This is a genomic window from Faecalibacterium sp. Marseille-Q4164 (assembly GCF_017377545.1).
Lineage (GTDB): Bacteria > Bacillota > Clostridia > Oscillospirales > Ruminococcaceae > Faecalibacterium > Faecalibacterium duncaniae.
Genome location: NZ_JAFREJ010000013.1, coordinates 32,179 through 47,677 on the forward strand (window position 1 = coordinate 32,179; position 15,499 = coordinate 47,677).

Genomic DNA, 15,499 nt, shown 5'->3' on the forward strand with positions numbered 1-15,499 from the left:
GGATGATACTCTCTTTCTCTTTTGAGGGATGCTTTTGATTTTTTACGATTTGCTCCGGAAAAGCTCCCCCTTCGGGGGAGCTGGCAAAGCCGCAGGCTTTGACTGAGAGGGTTATTCCCCCTCCTCCACCCTGCGAATGGCTTCCTTAATGACGGAATACGAAAATCCCCGCCGCTGCAGGGCCGCAATGACCAGATCCCTGCGGCCCGCTTCCAGCTTTTTGCGGTAATGCCCTTCCACCAGAGCGGCGGCGGCTTCCAGTTCCGGGTCCTCGCCAGAAACATCGGGGGTGTAAACAGCATCCAGCGCCTGCTGGATCTCGCCTGCGGCCAGGCCCTTCTGCCGCAGATTCTGGGCAGCGGCGCGGCGGCTCTTTTTTGCCGCCAGCAGGGCGTGGGCACGGGTCTCGGCATAGCGGGCATCGTTGATATACTCCCGCTGCACCATCTCTGCCACCACGGCGGCACTGGTCTGCTGGGTATAGCGGCGGTTCAGCCGCTCATACAGCTGGCTCGAGGAAAGCTCCTGCCCGGCCAGCAGCTCCATGGCCCGGGTGCGGGCCTTGGCGGCATCGGTGGATTTTTCCTCTTCGGCCAGCGGGCGGCGGCCACGGCTGTAAAAGGCCATTTACTCTTCCACCATGATATCCAGCTCACTCTCGCTGCTGCGGGCGGGAGCCTTGACCACCGGCTCCTTTGCTGTAGCAGGAGCTGCCGGTTCCCCCTCTGCAGGGGCGGCAGCAGCCTTGCCCCCCGGGCGGCGGGTGGCATAGAGCTTGTCGGCATTGGCGCGCACCTGACCCTCGATATCGTTGGCGATCTCGGGGTTATCGCGCAGGAACTGCTTGGCATTGTCGCGGCCCTGACCCAGGCGGATATCGCCGTAGTTGAACCATGCACCGCTCTTCTGAACGATGCCCAGTTTGACACCCAGATCGATGAGCTCACTCATCTTGGAGATGCCCTCGCCGAACATGATGTCGAACTCCGCCTCACGGAACGGAGGAGCCACCTTGTTCTTGACGATCTTGGCGCGGGTATGGTTGCCGATGAACTGGCCGGAAGAATCCTTCAGGCCCTCCACGCGGCGGATATCGATGCGGACAGAGGAATAATACTTCAGGGCGCGGCCGCCGGTGGTGACCTCGGGGTTGCCGTAGACCACGCCGACCTTTTCACGCAGCTGGTTGATGAAGATGCAGACGGTGTTGGTCTTGCCGATGACGCTGGTCAGCTTGCGCATGGCCTGGCTCATCAGGCGGGCCTGCAGGCCCACATGGCTGTCGCCCATCTCGCCCTCGATCTCAGCGCGGGGCACCATGGCGGCAACAGAGTCCACAACGATGGCATCAATGGCACCGGAGCGCACCAGCGCTTCGCAGATTTCCATGGCCTGCTCACCGGTATCGGGCTGGCTGACCAGCAGGTTGTTGATGTCCACACCCAGCGCCTCGGCATACACAGGGTCCAGCGCGTGCTCCACGTCGATGAAGGCAACATCGCCGCCCTTCTTCTGGGCTTCGGCCAGAACATGCAGGGCCAGCGTGGTCTTACCACTGGATTCAGGGCCGTACACCTCAATGATGCGGCCCCGGGGCACGCCGCCCACGCCCAGTGCCAGATCCAGGCCGATGCTGCCGGTCGAGATGGCATCCACCTGCATGGCGGCGTTGTCGCCCAGCTTCATCACAGCGCCCTTGCCAAACTGCTTCTCGATCTGGGCCAGTGCCGTGGCCAGCGCATCCTTCTTGGCACCGGGATCGGTCTTCTGGGTCGCCGGGGCAACGTTGTTGTTCTGATTTTTTGCCATAGTGTCATGCTCCTTTGTCATCTGTTCCCGGCGCGGTGCGGCCAAACGCAGGCGCGGGCATTCCAATTCTTTCGGTACTAGTATAACACATTTTACAGATATTACAACAGGAAGTTGTAGATATTTTTATTGTTTTCTCGCCATCACACAGCGGTCATTGCCGCCAAAGTCTTTTCTGCACACGATCTCCGTCCACCCGTTGGCGGCAAGCAGAGCCGTTACAGCTTCCCGCTGCTGCCAGCCGATTTCCAGGGCAAGGGCACCGCCGGGGCGCAGAGCTTTCTGGTAGTGTTCCGCAATGGCGCGGTAAAATACCAGCCCATCCTCCCCCGCTTCCAGCGCCATGGCAGGCTCCTGCGCCACCTCGGGCTGCAGTGCGCCCATCTCGGCGGCGGTCAGGTAAGGCGGGTTCGACACAATGAGGTCGAGCTGCCCCTCCGGCAGGGTCTGCCAGTAGGTGAACAGATCCCCCCGCACCGGGGTGATGGTCAGTACCGGGGAGAGATGGGCGTTCTGCTCCAGATAGCGGTATGCCGCAGGGCTCTTCTCCAGACTGGTGACCTGTGCCGCCGGGCAGAAGCGCTTCACGCCCAGCCCCAAACAGCCCGTGCCGGCACAGAGGTCGAGCACCCGGGGTGCCTCCACCCCAGCCAGCATTCCGGCGGCGGCTTCGGCCACCACCTCAGTATCGGCCCGGGGGCAGAGCACGCCGGGGCCGACAGCCAGCTCAAAGTCGAGGAAGGGCCAGCTGCCGCAGAGGTACTGCAAAGGCTCCCGGGCCGCGCGGCGGGCCGTCAGGGCTTCCAGCCGCTCTGCCTGCTCTGCACCCAGCGGAGCATCGGCAAGGCGGACATCCCCGCCCGCTGCCAGCCGGAAGAGCTCGGCCGCGTCAAAATCCGCGTCGGGGCAGCCTGCGGCGCGCAGGCGTGCCTCCACCTCCCGGACTGCTGCCCGGGGCAGCATCCCTGCGGTTACCATCTGCCGTCCTCCGGGTCCTCGGGCAGGACCGGCGTGACGGCAGCAATGGCCACCTCGATCATGCTGTCGTCCGGCTCAAACACGGTCAGATGCTGCACCCAGATGCCGGGCTGCCGGATGATGCGGGTGGCGATGTTGTCCGACCGGCCGCACCACTTGAGCAGCTCGTAGCTGATGCCCATGACCAGCGGCAGGAGCAGCAGCTTGAACACCACCCGCAGGCTGGTGCTGGACCAGGGCAGCACGCTGTACAGGAACACGCTGACGATGACCACCAGGATCAAAAAGCTGGTGCCGCACCGGGGGTGGAAGCGGGTATATTTGCGGACATTCTCCACCGTGAGGGGGTCTCCGGCCTCGTAGCAGGCAATGGTCTTGTGCTCGGCTCCGTGGTACTCGAACACCCGGTGGATCTCCTTCATCCGGGAGATGGCGGCCATGTAGGTCAGGAAGATGGCGACCTTGAGCACCGCTTCCAGCACCACCTTGGCCCAGCGGCCCAGCGGCACCAGATGGTTCAGGCCGCCCACCAGCACCGTGGGCAGAACGGTGAAGAGCAGGATGGCAAACAGCCCGCCGATCACGGCAGCTGCCGCCAGCATGATATCTTCGGCCTTTTTGCCCAGATGGTCGCCCACCCATTTTTCAAAGGCGGTCTCCTCTTCGGCGGGGTCGTAGTCGTCCCCCATGCTCACCTGTGCCGAGTACATCATGTACTTGTATCCCATAATCAAGCTCTCGATCATCGAGATGGCTCCCCGCACCAGCGGGATCTTTGTCCACACGCCGTGGGTGGGGGTGGGCTCGACCTTGGTCTCAATGGTTCCATCGGGCTTGCGGACGGCACAGCAGATGTTTTTCGGGCCCCGCATCATAATGCCCTCCATCAGGGCCTGCCCGCCCACACTCGTCTTGAAGCGTTCCTTATTCGGTTGATTCATTGGCTCTCCTATGGGGCGCTGCGGCCCCTCTCTATCGTAAAAACTGCCCCTCTATCTTACCAGATAAATATGGACAATCTCTTATCGTTTGTAGATCGGCAGCCCCAGGGTGACCACCGTGCCCCGGCCCAGCGTACTCTTGAGGTCCATGGTGCCGTCCAGTGCGGTCATAATGGAATCCACCAGCGCAAGGCCGATGCCGCTGCCCCGCACCGAGTTGCTGCCCTTGTAAAACTTGGTCTTGACGTTTTCCAGATCCTCCGGCGGGATGCCGCGGCCCTGATCGATGATCTCGATGAAGGCTTTGTACTCGCCCTGCCAGATCTTGACCGTGATGCGTCCGCCGGGGGCCGAATACTTGATGGCATTGTCCAAAATGTTGATGAACACCTGCCGCAGGCGGTCGGGGTCGGCGTAGACCGGGATCATCTCCTCCGGCTCCGCATAGGCCAGCAGAAGCCCCTCCCGCTGGATGCGCGCTTCACAGAAAAGGACAGCGTCCGTCAGTTCAGCCACAAGGTCCAGGGGGCGGCACTCCATTTTCAGGCGGCCATTCTGCAGGCGGCTGAAATCCAGCAGCTCCTCCACCATGTTGTACAGGCGGGCGGTCTCGTTGTTGATGATCTCCAGCCCCTTGCGGTAGTTCTCATCAGTGGGATCATCCAGGGTGCGCAGGGTCTCCACCCAGCCCCGGATGGAGGTGAGCGGCGTGCGCAGCTCATGGGAGACCGAGCTGATGAATTCGTTCTTCATCTTCTCCGTCTCTTCCAGCCCCTCGGCCATCTGATTGATGGTGCCGCGCAGGCGGTCCACCTCGTCCCGCTCGTCACCGGTCACAGGCAGACGGACATCCAGTTCTCCCCGGGCGATGCTGGCGGCGATCCGCTCCACCTGCCCCAGCGGCACCACGATGCCCCGCACGAAGTACAGGCCAGAGGCCACTGTAAAGCCCAGAATGGCCGCCACCACGATCAGACTGACGATGAAAACGCTTTTCAGCTGCGCCTGCACCAGCGTCAGACTGGTGACAAGGCGCATGGCAGCCACATCCTCGGCCGCATAGGGCACCAGACTGCACACAGCCATGACCGTTTCCCCGCTGGCGGTGCGGTAGATAGCCACACCCACGCCGTCCGGTGCATCCTGCGCCTTGTTAAAATCGTCCTGCACCACGATGCCGTCCGCACCTGTGCCGCTGGAGGAGGCGATCACGCCGCCGTAACCGTCCAGCAGCATGAACTCATATTTGTCTTTATCCGCAAACTGCTCCACCATCCGGCGCAGGGCCACACTGCGGTTGGCCGCGGTCTTCTGAGCCGTGTCGCCGGTGTACATTTTCAGCTGACCGTTGATGGAGGAAAAACGCCGCATCATGGTCTGCTGGACGCTGTTGTAGTAGCTGCGGCCGAAGTTGTACACGAACATGCTCTCCACCAGCAGCACCAGCAGCACGGTCAGGAACAGGCTTCCCCGCAGCCAGCGGTTGGTAATCCCACTGCGCATTGCTTTTCCTCCTTTCTGTCAGTAATCCTGGCTCTCCTATTGGGAGAGCAGTCGAGTACAGCGCAACTGAGAGGTTTTTCCTTACTCCTCCCACCGGTAGCCGTAGCCCCACACTGTCATAATGTGGGTGGGGTGGCTGGGTTCATCCTCTACCTTCATCCGCAGGCGGCGGATGTTCACATCCACGATCTTCACATCGCCGAAGTAGTTCTCACCCCACACGCCCTTCAGGATCTTTTCCCGCACCAGCGCGATGCCGGGGTTGTGGAAGAACAGCTCCATGATCTGGAACTCCACCTGGGTCAGCTCGATCTGCCGCCCGGCCTTGAGGAGAACACGGCGGTTCTCATCCAGCACAAATTCCCCGCTGACCAGCGTGGTGGGGGCATTTTCGTCTGCAGCGGAGCCGCCGCCCGAGCGGCCCACCCGGCGGCAGAGGGCCTCCACACGGGCCAGCAGCTCACTGACGCTGAAAGGCTTGGTCATATAGTCATCCGCGCCGATGGACAGGCCGCGGATCTTGTCCTGCTCCTGCCCCTTGGCACTCAGGATGATGATGCCGATCTTCTGGTCGGTGCGGCGGATGGTCTCGCAGAGCGAGAACCCATTCATGCCGGGCAGCATCACATCCAGAATGGCAGCATCACAGCCGGGCTTCTGCTCCAGCAGAGGCAGGGCGGCTTCGGCGCTGTCGGCCTCCACCGCCTCCATCCCCGCCAGCCGCAGGTTCAGCGCGATCATCTCGCGGATGCTGGCTTCATCCTCTACCACAAGTACCTTGACCATCTAAGACCTCCATATTTTTCTGCCTTCTCCCTCTGCCCAAGAGCACACGGAGAAGCATTTCACCTCAGAACACCCAGCCTGCATCCGGTAAACTTCTGCAAAACTGAGCGGCATCATCCATTCAACCGATACAACGACCGGGACAGTCGATAGCTCTGATCCTTCAGCACCACGTCCGGCCCGAACTTGGCCTGCATCTGGCGGGATGCCACCACGCCCAGGCGGGTCCAGCCCGCCGCGCTCTCGCTGGAAGGAACCAGGCGCATGATCAGCACCAGCTTGCCCTCGTCCACGGTGTGCAGCTCCACGGCCTCCTCTCCCTCAGCGCTGTCGGTGAGCATCAGGTTGCCCTCCCACTCGGCAGGCAACTCAATGTAGCAGCTGCTCTCCTCGTCCAACAGGCCGAAGCTCTTTTCCGGCTCCGGGCTGGTGTAGTCCATCCAGACGATAAAATCCATCCGTCGGCTCTGGCTCAGGTTCAGCAGGCCCGCTTCGTCAGGCTGGGTGGGGATCTCCACGATGCCGTCGCCGTCCAGATCCCGGCTGACCAGCGTGGAGACATTGCGCAGGGACGCATTGTACAGCTCACTGGTGCTGATCTGCTCAGCGGGCAACATCTGCTGGCTTTCCTCATCGAAGTAGAGCAGCACCGTGGCCAGATTGTTGCCCGAGAGGCCGGTCCAGCCGTCCAGCACCAGATAGCGCTTTCCGTCCGCTCCCAGGCCCGCCGCCACAGCGGCGCAGCCCGAGAACTTATCTGCCGAAAGGCCCATGACAGCCACCTGCTGGAACATCCCGTCCCGGTCAACGGTCAGCAGCTCGATCTGCACCCCGCCGTCCTCCAGCGTGGACATCAGGATCAGATCCTCGTTGCCGCCGCCGGTGATATCCTCCACCAGATACTGCTCATAGGACTGTTCCAGAATGGCATTGACCGTGCCGTTCTCGTAGGAGTACACCGCCAGATAGCTGTCGCCCTGCGCGGCGAGGTACCCCACCACCAGCTGGGTTGCGGCACCATCCTGCAGCTGTGCCAGCCGGACATTGTCCACTGTATCCGCCAGACCCTCGATGCTCTGGCGAACCTGCCACACGCCTGCGGCATCCTTCTGCAAAAATGCAATGCAGACGTTGGAACTTTGGGCCGTGGTGTAGAGAACAGCGGCATCCTGCTGGCCGTCACCATCCAGATCCTGCAAAAGGAACGGCGAGAGCAGCTCCCCCTGCATCGGGTATTTCAGCTGGGCGCTCTCCCCCAGCCATTCGTTCAGGGCATTTTGCAGTGCACCGTAGTCGCCCGGAAGGCGCGGGGCACGCAGCAGCTCCTCCACCTGCACATTTTCCGACATCGGAAGGCCGCACGCCGAGAGCAGGCCCATCACGCAGCCTGCACTCAGCACCAGAAACCGTCGTCTTTTCAACCGCCGCCCCTCCCTTCTGTGGAAAATTCGCAAAGTCGTGCAGAAATACAGTACAATTATAGCATTCTTGCCCCGCCATCACAAGCCCCAGCTGCTAACGCCCAACCGGGCAGCGCGGCATTCCCACGCAAGTGAAACGGGCCATTCCATCGCCCGCCCTACTGCCTGCGGCAGCAGGGTCCCACCCCAGCGGACACTTGCTTTGGGAACACCCCGCTGCCCGGCCCACACGATGCAAAAAAGGCCCTTTCCCCGAAGGGAAAGAGCCTTTGTTACACTGTTTGAACAGTCAGAGTCGATCAGACGAGCTCCAGAACTGCCATCTCAGCAGCGTCGCCGCGGCGAGCGCCGATCTTGATGATGCGGGTGTAGCCGCCGTTGCGGTCAGCGTACTTGGGGCTGATCTCATCAAACAGCTTCTTTGCAACATCTTCCTTGGTGATGTAGGCGTAGACCTGACGCTTGGTGTGCAGGTCGCTGGCCTTACCCAGGGTGATCATCTTCTCGGCCATGGAACGAACGTCCTTAGCGCGAGTGACAGTGGTCTCAATCTTGCCATTCTCTAACAGGTAGGTGACCATAGCGCGCATCATAGCGTTGCGGCTGTCGCTGGTTCTACCGAGCTTTCTGGTACCGGGCATCCCGTTTCACTCCTTATTATTTTAGTTACTCATCGTCTGTGTTCAGCTTGAAGCCCAGGGAGTCCAGCTTTGCCATGACTTCTTCCAGGCTCTTGCGGCCGAGGTTACGGACTTTCATCATCTCGTCCTCGCTCTTGCTGACCAGATCCTCCACCGTGTTGATACCGGCGCGCTTCAGGCAGTTGAAGGAACGGACACTCAGATCCAGCTCTTCGATGGTCATCTCCAGAGCCTTTTCCTTATCGTCGTTGGTCTTCTCCACCATGATCTCCGTACCGGCAGCCTCATCGGACAGGTTGACGAAGAGGTTCAGGTGCTCGGTCAGCACACGGGCAGCCAGAGAAACGGCTTCCTGTGCATTGATCGTGCCATCCGTCCAAACCTCGATGGTCAGCTTGTCGTAATCGATGGCCTGTCCAACGCGGGTGCTCTCAACGTTATAATTCACCTTGAGCACGGGGGTGTAAATGCTATCGACGGGAAGAGTGTTGATATCGTTCTTCTCGACGATGGCCTGCTTGTTGCGCTCTGCAGGCACATAACCGCGGCCCTTATCGAAGGTGAGCTCCATGACGAGCTTGCCGCCCTCGCCCAGGGTTGCAATGTGCCATTCAGGGTTCAGGATCTCAATATCGTCGCCCTGCTTGATGTTGTCCGCAGTAACCTCACAAGGGCCGACTGCCTCAACACGCACTGTCTTCGGCCCGTCGGTGTACAGCTTTGCAGCAATACCCTTCAGGTTCAGGACAATTTCGGTAACGTCTTCCTTGACGCCCTCAATGGTGGAGAACTCGTGAACCACGCCGTCGATCTTGACGCTGGTCACGGCGACACCGGGCAGAGAGGAAAGAAGCACACGACGCAGGCTGTTGCCCAGTGTGATGCCAAAGCCACGCTCCAGAGGCTCCGCCACGAATCTGCCGTAGCGGCCGTCCGGGGACAGGCTTGCCGTTTCGATTTTGGGACGTTCAATCTCCATCATATCTATGCCCTCCTTGTCAAACCGATGTTGCCATCGGCCCATTATTAAATTCTTTTAAAAAGAATGCGAAAGGTTGCCATCCAGAAGGAAGGCCTCCCCTTCTTAATGGATTACTTGGAGTACAGCTCGACGATGAGGTGCTCTGCAACTTCGTAGTCGATGTCGCTGCGCTCGGGGAGCTTGGTCACAACACCCTTCAGGGTGCCGGCCTCACGGTTCAGCCAGGAAGGCAGAGCCACAACGGGAGCCTCGGGGCCAACGAGCTTTGCGAACTTAGCAGAAGAACGGCTGGACTCACGAACCTCGATCACGTCACCGGCCTTGACCTGGTAGGAAGGAATGTTGACCTTCTTGCCATTGACGGTGAAGTGAGCGTGGCTCACCAGCTGACGAGCGTCGCGGCGGGTCTGAGCAAAGCCCAGGCGGAACACGACGTTGTCCAGACGGCACTCCATGATCTGGAGCAGGTTCTCACCGGTCTTGCCGGGGCGAGCCTCAGCACGCAGGTAAGCATTGTGGAACTGCTTCTCCAGAACGCCGTAGATAAACTTGACCTTCTGCTTCTCCTTCAGCTGAGATGCGTACTCAGACTGCTTCTTGCGGACATTGCCGTTGGAGTTGCGGGTGGTATTCTTCTTTGCATAGCCCATGACCGCAGGAGAAATGCCCAGGGCCTTGCAACGCTTTGCGATAGGCTGCGTATTCTTTGCCATAATTCAATTTCCTCCTTCGATCAGACACGACGGCGCTTCGGGGGACGGCAGCCGTTGTGGGGGATGGGAGTCACGTCCTTGATCAGGGTGACTTCCAGGCCGGTAGCCTGCAGCGCACGGATAGCGGACTCACGGCCAGCGCCGGGGCCCTTGACGTAGACTTCAACAGTCTTCATGCCATGCTCGATTGCAACCTTGGCTGCGGTCTCGGCAGCAGACTGGGCTGCGAACGGGGTGCTCTTACGGCTGCCACGGAAGTTCAGGGAGCCAGAGGAGCACCAGGACACTGCATTACCCTGCAGGTCGGTGATGGTAACGACAGTATTGTTGAAGGTAGACTGGATATGAGCCTGACCAGCAGCAATGTTCTTGCGCTCTTTCCGCTTCATGCGGACATTTGCGCCCTTCTTGGCGTTATTTGCACTTGCCATTTCTCAAATCCTCCTTACTTCTTCTTGTTAGCGACAGTGCGCTTGGGACCCTTGCAGGTACGTGCATTGGTCTTGGTGCGCTGGCCGCGGCAGGGCAGATTCTTGCGATGGCGGGTGCCACGGAAGGACTGGATCTCAACCAGGCGCTTGATGTCCAGAGCAACGTTGCGGCGCAGGTCGCCCTCAACGATGATGTTAGCCTGATCGATGTAGTCACGGATCTTAGCCTCTTCTTCCAGAGTCAGGTCCTTGACGCGGGTATCGGGGTTGATGCCAGTTGCTTCCAGGATCTTGTTAGCAGTGGTCTGACCGATACCGTAAACGTAGGTGAGACCCACCTGAACGCGCTTCTCGCGGGGCAGGTCAACGCCGGCAATACGTGCCATAGTAGTATCCTCCAAAATCATCCCATGTCAGTGTCGGGGTCTGCGCCGGGACTCTACGCACTTGACCCCCAGGCGCCCGAATTAGCCCTGGCGCTGCTTATGCTTGGGGTTCTGGCAGATGACCATCACGCGGCCTTTGCGGCGGATGACCTTGCACTTTTCGCAGATGGGTTTCACGGAAGGCTTGACCTTCATGATGTTGAACCTCCTTTTGGTTGATGCCCTGGCACTTATTTGGAGCGCCAGGTGATGCGGCCCTTTGACAAGTCATAGGGCGACATTTCTACGGTAACCTTGTCCCCGGGCAGGATACGGATGAAATTGGTCCGCAGCTTGCCGGAGATGTGCGCTAAGAGGATGTGCCCGCTGGGAGTGAGCTTCCCGGTGTTCTTATCCTCGCTCAACATTTCCACCTTAAAGATGGCGTTGGGCATGGCTTCACGCACGATGCCTTCGATCTCGATAACGTCTTCTTTAGACAAGCTATTTGCCTCCTCATTGGATCTGCTCAGTTTGCCATGAATTGACGGACAGGCGGCGATAACCGCCACATACTTCTTCTCCTGCGGCACAAAATCCGCAAAGTGGGCAGAAAATCCCTGTCCACCGAGAAAGCATCTGGCTGTCACGGCCATTTATAGATTATACACCTTTTGCAATGGATTTGCAAGTGTTTTTTCCGTATTTCCGATAAAAAATTCTCGCATTTTCAAACCGGCCGTTTCCCCGCCCCGGTTTTGCGCTTCTCCACCGGGAAGATGAAAATTTTTCACCAAAACTTGTCAGAATTGCACAAAGGCCCTGCTCCGGATGCAAAAAGACCTCCCGTTTCCGGGAGGCCTTAGGGGATGCTGTGCCGGTTTGCTTACTTCAGGCAAAAGGTCTCGGGATCAAAATCGGGATCATCCCAGAAGCGGGTCATGATCTCGGTGTGATCCTTCAGGATCGCGTTCGAGTGCTCGAAGTGCGCTGCCAGACCGCCGTCCTTGGTCTTGACCGTCCAGCCGTCCTTGGCCTGGGTGATCTTGCAGTCGTACTGGCAGATCATAGGCTCAATGGCAATGGTCATGCCGGGCACAAGGCGGGGGCCGCGGCCCTGATGGCCGTAGTTGGGCACCTCGGGGTCCTCGTGCAGTTCACGGCCGGTGCCGTGGCCCACGAACTCCCGGACCACGGAGAAACCTGCGTCCTCGCAGTAGCTCTGCACCGCATAGCCGATATCACCGATGCGGTTGCCGGCCTTTGCCTGCTCGATGCCCTTGTACAGAGCTGCCTTGGTCACATCCAGCAGGCGCTGTGCTTCCAGGTCGATCTTACCCACCGCATAGGTGCAGGCGTTGTCGCCGTTGAAGCCATCGACCTTTGCACCGGTGTCGATGCTGACGATGTCGCCCGGGCGGATGACGATATCATGCGACGGGATGCCATGGATGATGGTATCATTCAGGCTGATGCAGGCCGTTCCCGGGAAACCGTACAGTCCCTTGAAGTTGGGGGTACCGCCGTGCTTTACGATGAAATCGTAGATCAGCTTATCCAGTTCCCAGGTGGTCATGCCAGCCTCAATGTGCTGGCCGCCGTACTTCAGGGCAGCTGCGCTCAGGGCATTGGCCCTGCGCATTCCGTCCAGTTCTTTCGCATTCTTAATCTGGATCACGATTATGCCTCCAGTGCCTTCATCACTTCAGCGGTCGTCTCCTCGATGGAGGGGCAGAAGGGGATCACGGCCAGCTTGCCGCGCTCACGGTAGAACGCCACCAGCGGCTCAGTCTGCTCGTGGTAAGCCTTCAGGCGATCCAGAACGGTAGCAGGCTGGTCGTCCTTGCGGATGACGGTCTTGCCGCCGCACAGGTCGCACACGCCCTCGACCTTGCTCTTCTTGTTGATGATGTGGTAGCTTGCGCCGCACTTCTCGCAGACGCGGCGGCCGCTCATCCGCTCAACGATGACATCGTCCGCCACAGACAGCTCCAGCACCTTGTCGATGCGGATGCCCATGGTCTCGATGGCCTCGGCCTGAGCGATGGTGCGGGGCACGCCGTCCAGGATGAAGCCGTTGGCGCAGTCATCCTGTGCCAGGCGTTCCTTCAGGATGCCGATGATGACCTCATCGGGCACCAGAGCGCCAGCGTCCATGAAGCTCTTTGCCTTCAGACCCATCTCGGTGCCTTCCTTGACAGCAGCGCGCAGGATGTTGCCGGTGCTGATGGAGGGGATGTTCAGCTTTGCGCAGATGATCTCGGCCTGGGTGCCTTTGCCCGCGCCGGGTGCGCCTAACAGAATCAGATTCATAGGTATTCTTCCTTTCCTCTATCAAAGGAGCCTTTTTTGATGTTTGAAGGAACTAACGCCCCTTCAAAGCAAAAAAGCACTGAAAAGTACGAGCATGCTCCCCTTTCCAGTGCTTTCTCACATCAGTGCTTTTGTTTTAGATCAGCCAAGGAAACCCTTGTGGTTGCGCATCGTCATAAAGCTGTCGAGGCTACGGGTGGTATCAAGTGCCACACCAACCACGATCAGCAGGCTGGTACCGCCCAGCTGGATGCTCATACCGGTCAGGTTGCCCAGAATGATCGGCAGTACAGCCACCGCAGCCAGGAAGATGGCACCCATGAGGGTGATCTTATTCAGGGTGCGGGTCAGGAAATCGCTGGTCGGCTTGCCGGGACGGAAGCCGGGGATCGAGCCGTTGTTGCGACGCAGATTGTTGGCGATCTCAACGGGGTTGTACTGGATGGCCACATAGAAGTAGTTGAAGGCCAGGATCAGCAGCAGGTAGATCACGATATAGAGCAGCGACGTGTAGTTGAAGGTATGGAAGAAAGCATACCAGAACGGATGTGCTGCCTGATCGATCTGCAGGAAGCTGCCGATGGTGCCGGGGATCGAAACCATCGCGGAAGCGAAGATGATGGGCATCACGCCGCTCATGTTCAGCTTCAGGGGCAGGTAGCTGTTCTGCCCGCCCATCTGCTTGCGGCCCACCACACGCTTGGCATACTGGATGGTGATGCGGCGCTCAGCGTTGGTCATAACAACGATGAACACGATCACAACCAGTGCCAGAACCAGCAGCAGGGGCAGCAGGATATAGAACCGGGTCTCGCCTGCAGCGGCGCGGGTCAGCAGACCCGTGACGGTGGTGTAGACACCGGACCAGTTGGAAACGATCGAGGAGAAGATCAACAGGGAGATACCGTTGCCGATACCCTTGTCGTCGATCTGCTCACCACACCAGGTGATCAGCTGCGCACCTGCGGTAAAGGTGGCAATGATGACAACAGCGGTAAAGATACCAGCCGCGCCGCTGGTGTACTTCAGTGCGCCCATATTGCGGATCACGAAGTAGTAGCCGAGGCTCATCACCAGAGCGATGACACCGCCGACATACCGGGTGATCTGCTGCATCTTCTGCTGGCCGTCGGCTTCCTTCGCCATGTTTTCCAGGGCGGGGATCGCAACGGTGAGCAGCTGCACAATGATGGAAGCGTTGATATAAGGCGTCACACCTAACGCGAAGAGTGTGCACCGAGACAGGGCACCACCGCTCATCATATCGAGATACGAGAGCATATTGCCGTTGGAGAACATCTGGTTCAGTGCAGAACCGGTGATGAACGGAACGGGGATGGCGCTGCCCAGACGATACACCACGAGGATCGCCAGCGTGAACAGGAGACGATTTTTAAGCTCGGGAATCTTCCATGCGTTACGGAATGTCTGGAACACCTTACATCACCTCAGCCTTTCCGCCTGCCTTCTCGATTTTCTCTTTGGCAGAAGCGGAATAGGCTGCGGCCTTGACGGTCAGAGCCTTGGTCAGCTCGCCGTTGCCCAGGACCTTAACACCGTCCAGAGTCTTCTTGACCAGACCCTTTGCCTTCAGAGCCTCGGTGTCAACGACATCGCCAGCGTTGAAAGCTGCTTCCAGGTCAGCCACGTTAACAATGGCGTACTGGGTAGCAAAGATGTTGTTAAAGCCAACCTTCGGCAGGCGGCGTGCCAGAGGCATCTGGCCGCCCTCGAAACCAGCGTGCTTCACGCCGGAACGGGCCTTCTGGCCCTTGCTGCCGAAACCGGCAGTCTTGCCATTGCCGGAGCCAATGCCGCGGCCCTTGCGGGTCACAGCCTTGTTTGCACCGGGAATAGCGTGCAGTTCATGAAGTTTCATTATGCGTATACCCCCTGCTATTAGGCTTCGGTGACGCTGAGCATAAAGCCGATCTTTGCGATCTTGCCCTGCGTAGCGGCATTGTCAGGCTGAACGGTAACGTCGCCCGGCTTCTTCAGGCCCAGGGCCTCAGCGGTAGCGATCTGCTTAGCGCCGCGGCCGATCAGGCTCTTCTTCAGCTCGATCTTGAGCATCTTATCTGCCATGGTTTGTTACCTCCTTAACCCAGAATCTCACTCACGGTCTTGCCGCGCTTCTCAGCGACGGACTCCGCGCTGACCAGGCCGCACAGACCTGCGAAGGTAGCAGAAACAACGTTGATGGGGTTGTTGGAACGCATAGACTTCGCACGGATGTCCTTGATGCCAGCAGCCTCAATGACGGCACGCACAGGGCCGCCGGCGATCATGCCGGTACCGGGTGCAGCCGGCTTGAGCAGAACGGCACCTGCGCCGTACTTGCCGACGATCTCGTGGGGGATGGTGGTGCCCTTCAGGGCAACCTTGTGCATGTTCTTCTTTGCAGCAGCCTCGCCCTTGCGGATTGCCTCAGGCACTTCGCCAGACTTGCCGATGCCATAACCGATGGTGCCCTTGCCGTCGCCCACGACAACCAGAGCGGCAAACTTCATGATGCGGCCGCCCTTGACAGTCTTGGAAACGCGGTTGATGGAGACAACCTTGGTGATCATGCCGTCGTCTTCACGGTTTCTCATAGCCATAATGTGTTTCCTCCTC

Annotated in this window: 20 protein-coding genes; all 20 read right to left on the bottom strand. The window is 59.3% G+C overall.

Annotated features, from left to right (window positions below; genetic code table 11):
• Nucleotides 1-111: 111 nt before the first annotated feature.
• The 20 genes from J3352_RS10765 to rpsE all read right to left on the bottom strand — a co-directional run bounded on the left by J3352_RS10765 (nt 112) and on the right by rpsE (nt 15,483).
• Nucleotides 112-627, bottom strand: a complete 516-nt coding sequence (locus tag J3352_RS10765) for a regulatory protein RecX (RefSeq protein WP_156067065.1) — start codon at nt 625-627, stop codon at nt 112-114.
• Entirely contained in the window at nt 628-1,809 is a 1,182-nt protein-coding gene (gene recA, locus J3352_RS10770; protein WP_082210798.1) for a recombinase RecA, read from the bottom strand.
• A 126-nt stretch (nt 1,810-1,935) separates the two neighbouring features.
• Nucleotides 1,936-2,787 (bottom strand): peptide chain release factor N(5)-glutamine methyltransferase, encoded by an 852-nt coding sequence (gene prmC / locus J3352_RS10775; protein WP_156067068.1) that lies wholly within the window; start codon nt 2,785-2,787, stop codon nt 1,936-1,938.
• A complete protein-coding gene (locus tag J3352_RS10780) occupies nt 2,781-3,728 on the bottom strand; it encodes a DUF1385 domain-containing protein (protein WP_097771298.1) in 948 nt (315 codons plus the stop codon). Before J3352_RS10780 ends, prmC begins: the two co-directional genes overlap by 7 nt.
• Nucleotides 3,729-3,809: 81 nt before the next feature.
• On the bottom strand, nt 3,810-5,231 hold the full coding sequence (locus tag J3352_RS10785) for a HAMP domain-containing sensor histidine kinase (protein ID WP_098924248.1): 1,422 nt from the start codon (nt 5,229-5,231) through the stop codon (nt 3,810-3,812).
• Between the two features lie 81 nt (nt 5,232-5,312).
• Nucleotides 5,313-6,017, bottom strand: a complete 705-nt coding sequence (locus tag J3352_RS10790) for a response regulator transcription factor (RefSeq protein ID WP_005934889.1) — start codon at nt 6,015-6,017, stop codon at nt 5,313-5,315.
• Nucleotides 6,018-6,130: 113 nt separating this feature from the next.
• Nucleotides 6,131-7,438, bottom strand: coding sequence for a hypothetical protein (locus tag J3352_RS10795; protein ID WP_242699952.1), 1,308 nt, complete (start codon nt 7,436-7,438; stop codon nt 6,131-6,133).
• Between the two features lie 299 nt (nt 7,439-7,737).
• Nucleotides 7,738-8,079, bottom strand: a complete 342-nt coding sequence (gene rplQ, locus J3352_RS10800; RefSeq protein WP_005934891.1) for a 50S ribosomal protein L17 — start codon at nt 8,077-8,079, stop codon at nt 7,738-7,740.
• A gap of 25 nt (nt 8,080-8,104) precedes the next feature.
• Nucleotides 8,105-9,061: a DNA-directed RNA polymerase subunit alpha gene (locus J3352_RS10805; protein ID WP_035394747.1), complete on the bottom strand. Its 957-nt coding sequence runs from the start codon at nt 9,059-9,061 to the stop codon at nt 8,105-8,107.
• Between the two features lie 110 nt (nt 9,062-9,171).
• Nucleotides 9,172-9,774 (bottom strand): 30S ribosomal protein S4, encoded by a 603-nt coding sequence (rpsD, locus tag J3352_RS10810; RefSeq protein WP_005934893.1) that lies wholly within the window; start codon nt 9,772-9,774, stop codon nt 9,172-9,174.
• Nucleotides 9,775-9,794: 20 nt separating this feature from the next.
• Complete coding sequence (gene rpsK / locus J3352_RS10815; protein ID WP_005934894.1) at nt 9,795-10,205, bottom strand: 30S ribosomal protein S11; 411 nt, start codon at nt 10,203-10,205, stop codon at nt 9,795-9,797.
• 14 nt (nt 10,206-10,219) lie between these two features.
• Entirely contained in the window at nt 10,220-10,591 is a 372-nt protein-coding gene (rpsM, locus tag J3352_RS10820) for a 30S ribosomal protein S13 (RefSeq protein WP_005937976.1), read from the bottom strand.
• 81 nt (nt 10,592-10,672) lie between these two features.
• Complete coding sequence (gene rpmJ, locus J3352_RS10825; protein ID WP_005921832.1) at nt 10,673-10,786, bottom strand: 50S ribosomal protein L36; 114 nt, start codon at nt 10,784-10,786, stop codon at nt 10,673-10,675.
• A 35-nt stretch (nt 10,787-10,821) separates the two neighbouring features.
• Nucleotides 10,822-11,073 carry a translation initiation factor IF-1 gene (gene infA, locus J3352_RS10830; protein ID WP_005937979.1) on the bottom strand — a complete coding sequence of 84 codons (252 nt, stop codon included), beginning with the start codon at nt 11,071-11,073 and terminating at the stop codon, nt 10,822-10,824.
• 383 nt (nt 11,074-11,456) lie between these two features.
• Complete coding sequence (map, locus tag J3352_RS10835; RefSeq protein WP_005934899.1) at nt 11,457-12,248, bottom strand: type I methionyl aminopeptidase; 792 nt, start codon at nt 12,246-12,248, stop codon at nt 11,457-11,459.
• Nucleotides 12,249-12,250: 2 nt separating this feature from the next.
• Entirely contained in the window at nt 12,251-12,883 is a 633-nt protein-coding gene (locus J3352_RS10840) for an adenylate kinase (RefSeq protein ID WP_005934900.1), read from the bottom strand.
• Between the two features lie 141 nt (nt 12,884-13,024).
• Complete coding sequence (gene secY / locus J3352_RS10845; protein WP_097771299.1) at nt 13,025-14,320, bottom strand: preprotein translocase subunit SecY; 1,296 nt, start codon at nt 14,318-14,320, stop codon at nt 13,025-13,027.
• 1 nt (nt 14,321) lies between these two features.
• Nucleotides 14,322-14,762 (bottom strand): 50S ribosomal protein L15, encoded by a 441-nt coding sequence (gene rplO, locus J3352_RS10850; protein ID WP_005934902.1) that lies wholly within the window; start codon nt 14,760-14,762, stop codon nt 14,322-14,324.
• 20 nt (nt 14,763-14,782) lie between these two features.
• The gene (gene rpmD, locus J3352_RS10855) at nt 14,783-14,968 is read right to left on the bottom strand and encodes a 50S ribosomal protein L30 (RefSeq protein WP_005934904.1); all 186 of its coding nucleotides are present in this window, start codon (nt 14,966-14,968) and stop codon (nt 14,783-14,785) included.
• Between the two features lie 14 nt (nt 14,969-14,982).
• A complete protein-coding gene (gene rpsE, locus J3352_RS10860; RefSeq protein ID WP_097771300.1) occupies nt 14,983-15,483 on the bottom strand; it encodes a 30S ribosomal protein S5 in 501 nt (166 codons plus the stop codon).
• Nucleotides 15,484-15,499: the final 16 nt, after the last annotated feature.